The 14,812-nt window shown below is 30.4% G+C and carries 13 protein-coding genes; 12 read left to right on the forward strand and 1 reads right to left on the reverse strand.

Translation table 11 applies throughout. The features are described 5' to 3' along the window. The first annotated feature begins 6 nt into the window (after positions 1-6). The 12 genes from recN to B5X47_RS10125 all read left to right on the forward strand — a co-directional run bounded on the left by recN (position 7) and on the right by B5X47_RS10125 (position 12,172). Positions 7-1,686 carry a DNA repair protein RecN gene (gene recN / locus B5X47_RS10070; RefSeq protein ID WP_079590028.1) on the forward strand — a complete coding sequence of 560 codons (1,680 nt, stop codon included), beginning with the start codon at positions 7-9 and terminating at the stop codon, positions 1,684-1,686. Between the two features lie 117 nt (positions 1,687-1,803). Then, positions 1,804-2,925, forward strand: coding sequence for a putative cytokinetic ring protein SteA (gene steA, locus B5X47_RS10075; RefSeq protein WP_079590029.1), 1,122 nt, complete (start codon positions 1,804-1,806; stop codon positions 2,923-2,925). A gap of 13 nt (positions 2,926-2,938) precedes the next feature. Further along, a complete protein-coding gene (locus tag B5X47_RS10080) occupies positions 2,939-3,799 on the forward strand; it encodes a copper transporter (protein WP_079590030.1) in 861 nt (286 codons plus the stop codon). A gap of 17 nt (positions 3,800-3,816) precedes the next feature. Further along, positions 3,817-4,494: a glycosyltransferase family 2 protein gene (locus tag B5X47_RS10085; RefSeq protein WP_079590031.1), complete on the forward strand. Its 678-nt coding sequence runs from the start codon at positions 3,817-3,819 to the stop codon at positions 4,492-4,494. A 27-nt stretch (positions 4,495-4,521) separates the two neighbouring features. After that, on the forward strand, positions 4,522-5,325 hold the full coding sequence (locus tag B5X47_RS10090) for an MraY family glycosyltransferase (RefSeq protein ID WP_079590032.1): 804 nt from the start codon (positions 4,522-4,524) through the stop codon (positions 5,323-5,325). Between the two features lie 2 nt (positions 5,326-5,327). Next, complete coding sequence (locus B5X47_RS10095) at positions 5,328-6,446, forward strand: DUF3866 family protein (protein ID WP_079590033.1); 1,119 nt, start codon at positions 5,328-5,330, stop codon at positions 6,444-6,446. Then, the gene (locus B5X47_RS10100) at positions 6,412-6,957 is read left to right on the forward strand and encodes an NUDIX hydrolase (protein ID WP_242951041.1); all 546 of its coding nucleotides are present in this window, start codon (positions 6,412-6,414) and stop codon (positions 6,955-6,957) included. The genes B5X47_RS10095 and B5X47_RS10100 overlap by 35 nt, the downstream gene beginning before the upstream one ends. Then, positions 6,944-7,825, forward strand: coding sequence for a tyrosine-type recombinase/integrase (locus tag B5X47_RS10105; protein ID WP_079590034.1), 882 nt, complete (start codon positions 6,944-6,946; stop codon positions 7,823-7,825). Before B5X47_RS10100 ends, B5X47_RS10105 begins: the two co-directional genes overlap by 14 nt. A gap of 24 nt (positions 7,826-7,849) precedes the next feature. After that, the gene (locus B5X47_RS10110; RefSeq protein ID WP_079590035.1) at positions 7,850-9,175 is read left to right on the forward strand and encodes a pyrimidine-nucleoside phosphorylase; all 1,326 of its coding nucleotides are present in this window, start codon (positions 7,850-7,852) and stop codon (positions 9,173-9,175) included. 16 nt (positions 9,176-9,191) lie between these two features. Next, positions 9,192-10,208 (forward strand): endolytic transglycosylase MltG, encoded by a 1,017-nt coding sequence (mltG, locus tag B5X47_RS10115; RefSeq protein ID WP_079590036.1) that lies wholly within the window; start codon positions 9,192-9,194, stop codon positions 10,206-10,208. Positions 10,209-10,244: 36 nt separating this feature from the next. Beyond that, positions 10,245-10,904 (forward strand): O-methyltransferase, encoded by a 660-nt coding sequence (locus B5X47_RS10120; protein WP_079590037.1) that lies wholly within the window; start codon positions 10,245-10,247, stop codon positions 10,902-10,904. A 29-nt stretch (positions 10,905-10,933) separates the two neighbouring features. Continuing rightward, positions 10,934-12,172 carry a peptidase U32 family protein gene (locus B5X47_RS10125; RefSeq protein WP_079590038.1) on the forward strand — a complete coding sequence of 413 codons (1,239 nt, stop codon included), beginning with the start codon at positions 10,934-10,936 and terminating at the stop codon, positions 12,170-12,172. A gap of 109 nt (positions 12,173-12,281) precedes the next feature. Here the strand turns inward: B5X47_RS10125 and B5X47_RS10130 are convergent, their stop codons facing one another. After that, on the reverse strand, positions 12,282-14,789 hold the full coding sequence (locus B5X47_RS10130) for a transglycosylase domain-containing protein (protein ID WP_079590039.1): 2,508 nt from the start codon (positions 14,787-14,789) through the stop codon (positions 12,282-12,284). Positions 14,790-14,812 lie beyond the last annotated feature (23 nt).

The raw sequence follows: 14,812 nt of genomic DNA on the forward strand, positions 1-14,812 counted from the left end.
CTATTCATGTTAAAAGAGCTATGTATAAAAGACTTTGCATTAATAGATTATTCTAAAATAAATTTTTTTGAAGGCTTTAATATTTTTACTGGTGAAACTGGTGCAGGAAAATCAATAGTCATAGATGCACTGCTTTTCGCACTAGGAAAGAGAGCTGATAAATCATTTATTCGAAAAAACAAATCAAAGACGACCATTGAAGCTATTTTTTATTTAGAATCAAATAATAAAGATGCTATAAAAAGTCTTTTAATCGAAGAGGGTATCGATTTAGATGAAGATATGATTATTCTAAGGAGAGAGATTTATGAAGATGGAAAAAGCACTTGTAGACTAAATGGCAAATTAGTTACTAGGAGCTTTTTAAGTCTAATTACTTCACTTATGATAACAATTCATAGTCAAAATGAATTTTCCGAGATATTGACAAAAGAGTCTCAGCTCAATATATTGGATGATTTTATTAGCTTAAAATCTGACGATGTTTATAATTCTTATAAAAAAATTTTTTTGTCATATAGACTAAAGCAAGAAGAGCTTAGCCAAATTTTAACTACTTATGATAACGCATTTATGCTAAGAGAGCTAGATATTATAAAATATCAAATAAAAGAAATTGAAGAGGCAAAATTAAATAAAGGGGAATTTGAAGGCCTTGAATCTAAAATAAATTTATTAGAACATTCAGAGGAAATTTCTTTGCTTATAAATAATATTTATAATGATTCTTATTCAAATTCTGATAACATACTCAAAAAGATAGATTTATTTAAAAATTCTTTAAGTAAGTTTTCTAAGTCTGATGAACTCATTAATAACTGGTATGAAGGTTTTAACGAAGTATATTATAAGCTTGAGGATATTACACTTACGATTAGGGACAATCTAGACAAATTCAGTTATGATTATGGAAAACTTGCAGATTTAAAGCAACGTTACAGTGACATTAATAAAATTCTTTTAAAATATGGCAAGGATATCGATTCGGTATTTGATTATCTTGGTGAAATGTATAATAGAAAAAATTATTTAGAAAATATTGACTCAAATATTATTAATCTTAAAAATGAAATTTCATCTCTTGAAATAGATCTTGAGAATTATTCAAAAAAAATATCTCAAAAGCGTTTAATTGGAATTTCAGAGCTTAAAAGCGCCATTGTTGATGAGCTAATATCACTCGATATGATAAATTCAAAATTTGATATCAAACTTGAGAATACAACTGAATTTGGAATAAATGGAAGAGATTCAATTTCTTTTTTGATATCATTCAATAAGGGAGAAGACCTAAAACCTTTTAACAAAATTGCATCAGGAGGAGAAATATCTAGATTCATGCTTGCGCTGAAAAAGGTGAGTGCAACATTTGATAATATTTCAACTATTGTATTTGATGAAATTGATACTGGAATTAGCGGAAAAGCTGCCAAGGTAGTGGGAGAAAAGCTAAAAGAAATATCAAAACATAGACAAATCATTTGTATTACACATTTGCCTCAAATTGCTGCAAAAGGAGATTATCATTTTGCAGTACAGAAATTAGAAAGTGGCGATAAAACACATTCATTTATTACTCAGCTAAGCAAGGACGAGAGAATATCTGAAATAGCAAAGATGATTAGTGGAGATGATACTTCTACTACTTCCTATAAGTATGCAAAAGAAATGATAGAATTAAATTGAATTACTTATATAAACTCCTTAATAGGAGTTTTATTTGTTATTTTTTCTATGGAGTAATGTGATATAATAAGCTTTGAATGCAATTAATATATGCATAGTTTATTGGAGGCAATACATATGTTGTTTAAAGGAAATATAGCTAAAGATAAGAGAACTAAAGATTTAGCAAAAAGAATAAAGCCTGGTGAAATTGCTATAATTGACCACAAAGACTTAGATGAAATAGCGGCAAACTCGCTTGTAAATTCTAAAATTAAAGCAATAATAAATCAATCTCCTTCAATTAGCGGAAAATACCCTAACAAAGGACCTAGTATTCTTTTAGATAATGGAATATTTATTATAGATGTTGACTTTGATTTGATGGATAGGCTTGATGAGGGTGATTTAATCGAGATTGATGAAGATGGGAATATTTTTAAGGATGAAGAAAAGATTTGTAACGGATTGATAATTGATAAAGAAAAAGTTGAGAATTTGATAAAATTTGCATATGAAAATATTTCAGAGGAGCTTGAAAAATTTATAGATAATACTATAGAATATGCAAAAAAAGAAAAAGGAATGATATTAGGTGATGTAGTTATTCCACCACTCAAAACGAAGTTTAATAATAAGCATGTATTAATTGTAGTAAGAGGGCAAAATTACAAAGAGGATTTATCTACAATAAGATCTTACATAGACGAAGTTTCTCCGATATTAGTTGGAGTAGATGGTGGAGCAGATGCTCTACTGGAGTTTGGGTTAATCCCTGACTTAGTTGTTGGTGATATGGATAGTATTAGTGATGAATGTTTAAAAAAGTCAAAGGAAATAGTTGTCCATGCTTATCCTGATGGAAGGGCTCCTGGTCTTTCTAGAATTGAAGAACTTGGATTAGAATCGGTTGTACTTCCTTCGCCTGGAACAAGTGAAGATATTGCAATGCTAATAGCATATGAAAATAATGCAGAGCTGATTGTTGCTGTAGGTACCCATTCAAATATAATTGATTTCTTAGAAAAAGGCAGAAAGGGGATGTCAAGTACATTCCTAGTTAGACTTAAAATAGGATATAAATTAATTGACGCAAAAGGGGTTAGTTTGCTTTATAAGGGCAGTTTAAAACTAAAATACGTTTGGTGGCTTTTTATAGCAGCTATGTTTCCAATATTGATTCTTATATATCTGTCTCAGCCTATGCAGCAGATAATAAAACTGTTGGAAATACAGCTTAAAATTTTATTGAATTTTTAATGGAGGATAAAATATGTTTATCAATATAAAATATTTTATTGTAACTATTGCGGCAGTGTTTTTTTCACTAGGCATAGGTATAATGATAGGCTTTAATCTCAATAATTCAGAAATATTTACTCAACAGCAAATAAAATTAGTAGATGATATGGATAAGAAACTTAATGAGCTTAGAGTAAAAAATGACGAAATGAACAATCAATTAGTAGAAAAGGATAAATCTATAGAAATTTATAATGAGTTTGTAAATTCTTACTATGAAGATTTAATTAAAGATAGATTAGTTGATAAGAACCTTCTAATAATTCAAACAACAGGTGATTATTTCTTTTCTGATATATCACAGTGGGCAGCTATATCCGGAGCAAATATTCATACCTACCTCACTATTAATTCAAATAATTTTAATAGCTTAACTATAGCTCAATACCCAGATTTGTTCACTGAAGACAGTCTAGATACTGAGAAGCTTTTTAATTACATAATAAACTTAACTTCAGAGAACAACAGTTTAAAACTAGCTGAACTTGAACAGCTGGGGATACTAAAGATAGTTTCAACTTCGAATAATCAAGAACCATTCAATCAAGTTGTTTTACTAGGTGGAGAGCTTGAAGAAAGTAAAGAAAAAGTTGAAAAAGTAGATTTAGCTTTAGCAAGAAGCATTTCTTCTAAAAACATTCCAATAGTTTTTGCAGAAGAATCAAATGCAAATTATTCTTCGATTGAACAATTTAAAAATCTTAAAATTTCAACTGTTGATAATGTTGACCAAGCTATAGGAAGAATATCTTTATCTGTGGTTTTATCAGGGGTAGATGGAAACTATGGTATAAAAGATACTGCAAGTAAACTGTTTCCAACATACAAATAAATAAAAAAGGTGAAATTATGAAAATAGCAGTGTTAGTTCCAGCGTATAATGAGGAAAATCAAATTAGAAATACAATAAAAGGAATAATGAATATACCTTATGATATAGATCTATTTGTAATAGATGATGGTTCAACTGATAATACAGTAAAATATGTTCAAGAGTTTAAAAACGTTAACCTGCTTACTTATGGAGCAAATAAAGGAAAAGGGTTTGCTCTCAATTTTGGACTAAAAAAAGTAATTGGCAATTATGATATAATTGGTTTTTTAGATGGAGATATTGGAGAAACATCATCTGAAGCTGAGAAGCTAATAAAACCCATTTTATACGACAAAATTGATGTGACTATTGCTCAGTTCCCATCTGCAAAGAAAAAAGGTGGATTTGGATTTGTAAAGAGATTGTCATTTTCAGGAATTAAATATTTTACTGGAAAAGAAATTTACAGTGGGTTATCTGGCCAAAGATTTTTTAAAAAAGAAGTGCTTGAAATTATAGAAGAGATTCCGTTTGGCTATGGAGTCGAAGTAGGAATGACTATTGATATTTTAAAGAAGGGCTTTACAATTAAAGAAGTTCCTGTTGTAATGACTCACAATGAAACAGGGAGAAATATTTCCGGTTTTATCCATAGATTTAAACAATTTTATCATATTATATTGATTCTTATAAAAAAAGCGCTTAAGAATTAATTAAAGAGGGTTTATAAGGAGAGAACTATGCAATACGCTATTATAGGATTTGTTATAGCAGTGATGACAGGAAAGTTTTTTCTTAGTCAAATTTATAACATACTATTTGATTCAAATATGCTCCAAGAAAATTTCAAGGGAGAAAAAATACCCATTGGAATGGGACTTTTCTTTATACCATCGTTAATTATTTTTTCTATGTTTTTTCAATTATATTATAACGATACTGGCATAAATCTGATTTTGGTAGGATGTATATTGATGGCTTTTGTAGGATATTTAGATGATAGTACAGTAGATAAATCCAACAAAGGATTAAAGGGACATATAAAGCAGCTCTTTAAAAATAAAGTTACTACAGGGATGCTGAAAGCTTTGGCAGGATTTGGCATTTCATTATATATATCTCTTAGCATTTCCAATAGCCTACAAGAGATTATTATAAATACTTTACTAATTTCATTATTTACTAATTTTATGAATTTGTGGGATTTGAGGCCAGGCAGAGCTACTAAAGTGTTTATATTAATTGCAATTATTGGATTCTTTTTATCTATATCTTATACGCAGTACTATTTTGGATTATTTATATGTTTAAGTCTTATATATATAAAAGGAGATTTAACTGCAAAGTATATGCTTGGAGATACGGGCTCAAATTTACTTGGTATATTTTTAGGAATATGCTTTGCAATTGATTTAGGATTTTATTATAAAATTGCTCTTGTAGTCTTCTTTATAGTTATGCATATATTCGCAGAGAAAGTGTCCTTTTCAAAAATAATTGCAAAAAACAAATTATTAAACAAAATTGATATGATGGGAAGATAGAAATGAATAGTATATCATGGAACGAAGGTATTGTAGTAGATATAATTAAATCATACGAGGATTATCAAGAAATAAATGTAAAAACAGATTTTGGAGTGAGAAAAGCTATTAATTATACTATGTTTACGGGAATTGTAAATATAGGAGATCAGATAACAGTAAATACTACAGCGGTAGAACTAAGTCTAGGTACTGGAGGCTATGATTTTGTAGTGTTTAATCATTCTCTCAAAAACAAAGCTTTAGACAAAGCTCCTGGGCACATAATGAAGCTTAGATACACTCCATATCAATTTAAAACCTTGTCTGTTGAAGAACAAGATAGCGATTATCATTTAGAAGTAGATAAATTTAAAACGCTAAATAAATTTCCAGTTGTCGTTGGAACGCTTCACAGTCAAGTATCAGTTTTCTTTGAATCTTATAAACATTTATCAAATAAGGATACCACAGCAGTGTATATAATGACTGATGGAGCAGCATTACCTATCCAGCTAAGTAATAATATAAGAGTACTAAAGTCTGAAAAGATAATTGACTATACGGTTACAGTTGGTAATGCATTTGGAGGAGATTATGAAGCTGTTAATATATATTCTGGGATAGTATTTGCATATGAAGTTTTAAAAGCAGATATAATTATGATATGTATGGGACCAGGGATTGTTGGTACAGGAACAAAATATGGCTTTTCTGGTATTGAGCAAGGTTATATTTTAGATGCAATAGAGAAGCTTGGAGGTACACCTGTTGCTTTGCCTAGAATTAGTTTTTCAGATTCTAGAGATAGACACAAAGGACTTAGCCATCATAGTATTACAATTTTAAAAGATATTGTAAATGCCCACTGCATCATACCGTACAGTATTACTGATTTAGATAAAGACAGCTTTATAAATAATCAATTTGCAGACAATGGGTTAGATTTAAAACATACTATTATAAATACTAAAGGCTATAACTACAATGAAATTGTTAGTGAATTTATAGTTAAACCAAAATCGATGGGTAGGACTTATACGGATGAACCTTATCTATTTGATGCTTGTATATCTGCATCAGAGTTTGTCTTAGGAGGAGAAGCTAATGCAAAGTATGCCAGAGAAAACTGTCTCGACTAAAGATATTTATACTGGAAAGGTAATTACAGTTAAAGTGTCTACAGTTGAAATTAAGGATCAAAAATATTCTCAGCGAGAAATAGTTACCCATCCTGGGGGAGCTTGTGTTGTTGCAATTAATGAATCTAAAAAAATAATATTGGTAAGGCAGTTTAGGAAACCAATTGAAAATTATACAATTGAACTTCCAGCTGGGAAGCTAGAAAGTAATGAAGATCCGAAAAATTGTATAAAAAGAGAACTTCATGAAGAAACAGGGTATATATCACATGACATTAAATTCATACAATCTTTTTATACTTCACCAGGGTTTTCTACAGAGAGAATTTATATTTATTTTGCTAAGGTAAAAGAAAAGAATGAGCCAAATCCTGAAGATGATGAAATGATTGATGTGCTAGAAGTATCCTTAAATGAAGCTCTAGATATGATTAAAAGAAATGAAATTTCAGATGCTAAAACCATTATTGGAATAAACTGGTTAAAGGATAATCAAAATGAGCTTCTCTAATATTAATCAGCTGCTAGATGAGTACTATTTTTATCTATCTAAACAAAATATTAAGAAAAACACTGTTTTAGCTTACTATTTTGATTTTAAAAATTATTTAGATATATCAGAGGCTGTGGAGCTTGATGAGCTATTTAAGGTTGACTATCTAAGAGAATTTATTAATCAATCCTCAATTAGTGAATCGACTAAAAAAAGAAGATTAGCTTCAATAAAAAAAGCATATTTTTATTTAACTCAAAATAGTCTTATAGCCAAAGATATAAAGTTTTTTTCAAACTTAAAATCTATTAAAATTGAAAAAAAAAGCATATTATCTAGTGATAACATACTTTCGGAAGAAGAAATTGATATCCTACTCAATACGCCTAATGATTCTATTTCGCTTAGAGATAAGGCTATTATTGAAACAATTTACACATTAGGATTTAGAACATCTGAAATAGTAGAACTGAAACTGAATGATATTGATTTGAATCTTAACCTTATTAGTATTTATAGAAATTCAATAAAAAAAACATTTTCTCTCGATAATGATATTAACTCATCATTAATCAACTATTTGAACTATGAAAGATTAAAAATTAATTTAGAGACAGATTATTTGTTTTTAAATAAAAATAAAGAAAAGCTATCAAGGCAGAGCGTATGGAAAATAATTGCAAAGTATGCAGAAAATCAAAATATTGAAACAAAAGTAAATCCTAAAATACTTAGGAAATCTTTTGCACTACATTTGATAAAAAATGGTGTTTCAATAAATACTGTTTCTGAAATTTTTGGTATTGATAATTTAAACTTTTTATTAAGAGAAGCTGATAATAAACAATCTTATATTGAAATAAAGGATTTTTTTAAAAATAAATAATTCTTTTTATAAATGAGGTGCTATATGAAAGCTATTGATATTATAAGAAAAAAACGAGATGGACTAGAGCTGACTAAATCAGAAATAGATTTTCTAATTGATGGCTACACTAATGATTTGATTCCTGATTATCAAATGTCAGCATTACTAATGGCTATATATTTTCAAAAGATGAGTAAAATTGAGACGGTATATCTAACTCAAGCCATTATAAATTCTGGAGAAAGAATAAATTTAGATCAAATTAATGGAATTAAAGTTGATAAGCATTCTACTGGTGGGGTAGGTGACAAAACTACTATAGCACTTGCACCTATTATTGCTAGTTTAGGGGCTCCTTTGGCAAAAATGTCTGGAAGAGGACTGGGACATACTGGTGGAACATTAGATAAACTAGAAGCTATTCCAGGCTTATCTACGGATTTAGAAAAAGAAGATTTTATTAGAAATGTTAATGAGTCTAAAATAGCTATAGCTGGTCAAACTGGTAAAATCACACCTGCGGATAAAAAATTGTATGCATTAAGAGATGTAACAGCGACTGTAGATAATATCTCGTTAATTGCAAGCAGTATTATGAGTAAAAAACTAGCATCTGGAGCAGATGCAATAGTTCTTGATGTAAAAACAGGAAGTGGAGCTTTTATGAAAAGCTTACATGAATCCTTTTCTTTAGCAAAGGAAATGGTTGATATAGGCAATGAAATGGGGAAAAGGACACTAGCTGTAATAACAGATATGGATCAGCCACTTGGAAATGCAGTTGGAAATTCACTTGAGGTTATAGAAGCAATTGAGACTTTAAAAGGCAATGGACCGAGTGATTTTTATGAATTATGTGTTAACTTAGGTGTTCATATGCTAATTTTAGCTGAAATAACTGATAATATTGATGATGCAAAAAAAATGATTGAAAATTCGATTTCTAATGGTTCAGCTTTAAGAAAGCTAGAAGAATTAATTGAAAACCAAGGAGGAAATCCAAAGGTTGTTAATGATTATAGCTTATTTAAGCAAGCAGATTATAAAACTGAGGTTAAATCAATAAAATCAGGGTACATTAAAGGGATAAATGCAGAAATGATAGGAAGAGCAGCATTAGCAGTAGGAGCAGGAAGAGAAACAAAGGAATCGAAAATAGATTTAAGTGCTGGAATAATCCTTAATAAAAAAATTGGAGATATGATAGATTTAGATGAAAGCTTGGCGGTTGTTCATCACAATGATATGAGTAAATATGAAGAAGCTAAAGAGTTAATTCTATCAGCATATATTATTTCGTCAGAGAAAACAGCACCGAAAAAATTAATTCATGGTTTAGTTCTCAAGGATGAGATTATTAGATTTTAGAGGTAAAGGTGACTAAATGAAAAGTATTATTAAATTTTTGTTTTTGGGATTGATTTTAATTTTTATTATAATTGGAGGTATATTCATTGGATATAAATCCTTGATTTCTCCAGTATCAAATGATACTTCCTTAATTGAAGTCGATATATCTGACGGAAGCAGTTTAAAAAGTGCTGCGAGACTTTTAGAAGAAAAAAATCTTATTAAAAACGAAACAGCATTTTTAATTTATGCAAAAATTAATTCTCTTGAGAATATAAGAAGTGGAAGCTATTCTCTCAATAAGTCCCAAAACGTAGAGGAAATTTTGCAGATTCTGAATAAAGGCTCTAAACCAATAGGGATAAAAATTACAATACCTGAAGGTTATGAAATTAGAAATATAGCTGAAAAACTAGAAAGTGCTGGGATAACTGATTTTGATTCTTTTATTAGTGATACAAGTAATGTAGATTTATATAAGTCGCAGTACCCTTACTTAAACCTTCCAGAAGTAAAATCATTAGAGGGTTTCTTATTTCCGGATACCTACTATATATCTAAAGAGGCTACGAATGAGCAAATAATAAAAATGTTTCTTGATAGATTTAGCGAAGTATATGAAGAGCAGCAGCTAGAATCTAAAATACAAGAAAGTGGTTTGAATATAAATGAATTTATTACCTTGGCATCAATTGTTGAAAGAGAAGCTGTAAAAAAAGAAGAAAGGCCAATTATAGCTGGTATTTTTTATAATAGGCTTAGCATTCAAATGCCACTACAATCTTGTGCTACAGTACAATATATTTTGAAAGAAAGAAAACCGGTACTATCTATTGCGGACACGAAAATTGATTCTCCATACAACACTTATTTAATTAAAGGCCTGCCACCTGCGCCAATTGCATCTCCAGGATTAGATGCTATATTGGCTACTTCAAATCCTCAGCAGACTAAATTTTTATATTTTGTTGCTAAAGGAGATGGGGGACACGAATTTTCTGAAACTTATGAGCAGCATTTACAAGCTAAGAAGAAATATTTAGGTGAATAATTTTTATTCACCTATTTAGATTAACAGGAGAGAATAATGTATATATTAGATACAATAAACCCTAGAATAGTAGACGATTTTATAAATAATTTATCATGTAATAAAAGTAATTTAATTCAAGATTTGCACCAATATGCAATTGAAAATAAAGTTCCAATAATTAAAGATGATGTATCTAGTTTTATTAGAAATATTCTATTGACAAAGAAACCTAAAAGAATTCTAGAACTTGGTACAGCAATTGGATACTCAGCTATATTAATGGCGGAAACTTTATCTGGAAATTGCACCATAGATACTATTGAAAAGAACAATGATATGTATGATATTGCTGTAAAAAATATAAAAATCTCTGGATATAAAATAAACCCGATACATGGGGATGCTTTAGTTGAGATAAAGAAGCTCAAAAATACTTACGATTTTGTATTTATTGACGCAGCAAAGGGTCATTATAAGGAATTTTTTGACCTTATTATTCCGAAGCTAAATAATGAAGCAATAATTATTGGCGACAACATTCTTCATAAGGGGTTAGTCTGTCTTCCACTTAATGAAGTTCCAAGGAGACAGAGGACTATCGTTAGAAACATGAAGGCATTTATTGATTATATTTACGCTAATGACAATATAAGAACAAGCATACTCCCAATTGGAGATGGATTAATGGTTAATAATATTTTAAATACTTTATAAGTTTAATTTGAAAGGTTATAGGTGATTTTTTGAAAAGAGTTGAATTATTAGCACCTGCAGGAGATTTAGAAAAATTAAAAATGGCCATTATTTATGGTGCAGATGCAGTTTATATAGGTGGAGAAAAATTTGGGTTAAGAGCAGCATCAAAAAACTTTACTGAAAGCGAAATGATTGAAGGGATAAATTTTGCACATGAACATGAGAAAAGGGTTTATGTAACATGCAATATAATTCCACATAATGAGGATTTAGATGGAGCTTCAGAATATTTTAAGTATCTTGAAAGTATAGGTGTGGATGCAATTATTATTTCTGACCCTGGATTTTTATTAATTGCAAAAGAATCTGTTCCAAACATGGAGTTGCATTTAAGTACTCAGGCAAATACTACTAATTTCAGTAGTGCTAAATTTTGGCATTCACAAGGAATAAAAAGGATTGTAACTGCAAGAGAGTTATCTTTAGATGAGCTAAAGGATTTCAAAAATAATATTCCTTCAACGCTTGAATTAGAGGCGTTTGTTCATGGGGCAATGTGCATTTCATACTCTGGAAGATGCTTAATCAGCAATTATTTTACTTCTAGAGATGCTAATAGAGGCGAATGCGCACAACCTTGCAGATGGAATTACGCTCTAATGGAAGAAAAGCGTCCAGGACAATTTTATCCAGTAGAGCAAGATGATAGAGGAACATATTTCTTTAACTCCAAAGATTTGTGTCTTATAGAATATATCCCTGAACTAATTAAATCAGGGATAGATAGCTTAAAAATTGAGGGAAGAATTAAGACTTCATATTATGTTGCAACTGTAGTTAGGGCATATAGAATGGCCATAGACGCATATTACGAAGATCCTGAAAATTGGAAGTTTAATGAAGCTTGGATGGATGAGCTTATGAAAGTAAGCTATAGGGATTTTACAACAGCATTTTTTGAATCTGACGATACATCTGAATCTCAAAACTATGGTTCAAGTTCATATATAAGGAATTTTGATTTTGTTGGTTTAGTTAAGAGTGGCACTAATCAAGAAGGCTATGCACTTATAGAACAAAGAAATAAGTTTTCAAAAGGAGAAATTGTTGAAATTATAGGACCTGATAGTAACTCGGTTTTGCTTTCTCAAATATTGGAAATTAAAGATATTAAAAATATCACACTTGAATCCTCAAATGTTCCGAAACAAGAGGTCTATGTAAAACTAGAAGCTAATGTGAAAGAAAATTATATTTTAAGAAGAGCAGTTGAGAAAAATGATTAGAACTATAAGAAATGGATTGTTAATGCTTTAAAATAAAAAAATACACTGCTAGATTTATCACTATTGTGAGTAAACTACAGTGTATTTTTTTATAAAACAATTTTGAAATCTATGGATTATCAAATATTGGAACTATATCCTCGCCAGCTGGTGGTGGACTTTGATTATTTTGATTACCATTATTTGAATTTGGATTATTATTCGGATTTCCATTTCCGTTGTTTGAATTTGGGTTATTCAAAGAATCATCATCTTCTTGGTCATCGTCTAAAAGCTCATCATCTGGGAATAAATCTTCATCAGTTAACTCTTCTTCAATAGGGGTATTTTCGTCATTATGGATTTCGCAATATTGTGTAGGAGCACTACCTGATTTAAAGAGCTCTGTTGTAGCAGTTCCAGCTCTACTGCATGCTTCAGTAAGTAAGCCGCCAGACAGCTTGCAGATAGATACTTCTGTGATGCCATTTGGTCTAGAAAATTCTTTATTATTTAAATCCTTATGAACCTGCTCCATAACATTTTTCCAAAGCCTAGCAGACATAGCACTTCCATCGGAGAGTTCTGTTGGCATATCTGTTCCAATCCATGTAGCTGCGGTATAGTAAGGAGTAAAGCCTACAAACCAAGCATCTTTTTTGTCTGATGTGGTTCCTGTTTTTCCAGCAGTAGTAATATTTGAAAGCTTTGCTTGTTTTCCTGAGCCATTTAGTACAGCTGTTCTTAGCATATCAGTTAAAATGTATGCAGTCTGTGGATCTGTAATTTCTTTACTAATATTTTTGTTTTCAAAAATTATATCTCCGTTAGAATTTTCAATTCTAGTGAAGAATATTGGTCTAGACTGATTACCTTGATTAGCAATAGCAGTATATGCAGAAGTTATTTCAAGAGGTGTAAGTCCTTTTGTCATACCTCCAAGAGTAAGAGATAAGTTCTCATCATTGACTCTTGAATTTTGATCTCTAGTAACTATGGTTGTGAACCCCATTTTTTGTAGATAGCTAATCATAGTATTAATTGATTGTTCAGGTGAAGAAGATAAGCTCTCGCCTATTTTAACAGCACCGACATTCGAAGAACGTTCAAGTAATTGCCTAACAGTTGAAGGGCCGTAATATGAGCCAACGTTTTTAGGCCAGTATCCACCTTTACCATCTTCTCTTGGAGAATCATCATAGACGTCTGCTGCTGTAATACCTTTTGATAATGCTGGAAGGTATACTGCAAGTGGTTTTATGGAAGAACCTGGTTGTCTAGGGTTAAGTGCTCTATTATAAATCCTATTTCCACCAATTCCTCTTCCTCCAACAAGACCTCTAACTTCTCCTGTATATTGGTCCATGATAACCATTGCGCCCTGAGGCTGAATTACTCCATTTTCATCGGTATATGAACCTGGGAAATTGCTTTTGTTTTCAAATTCTTTTTCCAATATTTTTTGTATGTTAGTATCTAGTGTAGAATAGATTCTTAAACCGCCATTGTATAAAATATCAATTGCTTCATCTTCTGTATATCCTTTTTGCATGAAAGCTGTAATTACATCTTGTTTTAGCTTATCCATGAAGTAAGTTGAAATTCCTTGCTCTTTTTTCTTACCGATTTTTATTACTATTTCATGATTAATTGCTTCTTGGTATTCTGAGTCAGTTATATAACCTAATTCATTCATTTTAAAAAGAACTGTTTCTTGTCTTTTTTTAGACTCAGGGTTTAAAACTGCTTTTCTTAAATATACATCGCCTTTCTTTAACAGGTTATATTCAAAATTATCAATCTTTCCTATATTTAAAGCTTTTTCATATATTAATAAATCATTTTCTGTTGGAAGAGGAGTTTCCTCTGTGCTTGGCAATACTACAATTTCTAAAGCCGATAACTCATCATTAATATCAATAGTTGAGGTTACGTATGGTGAAAACTTATAGGGATACTTAGTTATACCGGCTACCATAGCACATTCAGCTAAATTCAGTTCAGCTACGTCTTTTGAAAAATAAGTTTGAGCTGCAGCTTGAACCCCTATAGCCCCTCTACCTAGAGACATAGTATTTAGATAAGCGTGCAAAATTTGATCTTTATTAAGCTGTTTTTCTATTTCTAGAGCATAATATGCATCCTTAATCTTTCTGGTTATATCCTTCTCTGGAGAGGTATAAAGATTTTTTGCTAACTGCATAGTTATAGTTGATGCACCTTGAGCTAAGCTTCTAGTTTTAATGTCATATAGAAGTGCCCCGCCTATTCTTTTTATATCAACTCCTGGATGCTTATAGAATCTTTCGTCTTCGATTGCTATTACAGCTTCTTGTAAATGTTTAGGGATTTGATTTAAAGGTACAATTGTTCTATAGTTAGAACCATGAACTTTTTCAATCAAGTTGCCGCTAGAATCATATATAAATGAACTTTCATCGAGCATGTTTTGGATACTAGCAGCATTTATTGGTTGAGCTGTTTTTACAACTGCAAACAGTAATCCAAGGCCAAGTGCTGAACCAATTATAAAAAAAGATAAAAAAACTAGTATTATTACTCTAAAAATACTAACTCTTTTTTTCTTTTTATTTTTGGAGACATTTTTAGCTTTAGTCTCTGTATTTTTACTACTCATATATTACCTCCTTAATTTCATCC

Origin of the sequence: Acetoanaerobium noterae, from assembly GCF_900168025.1 — a bacterium.
GTDB lineage: Bacteria > Bacillota > Clostridia > Peptostreptococcales > Filifactoraceae > Acetoanaerobium > Acetoanaerobium noterae.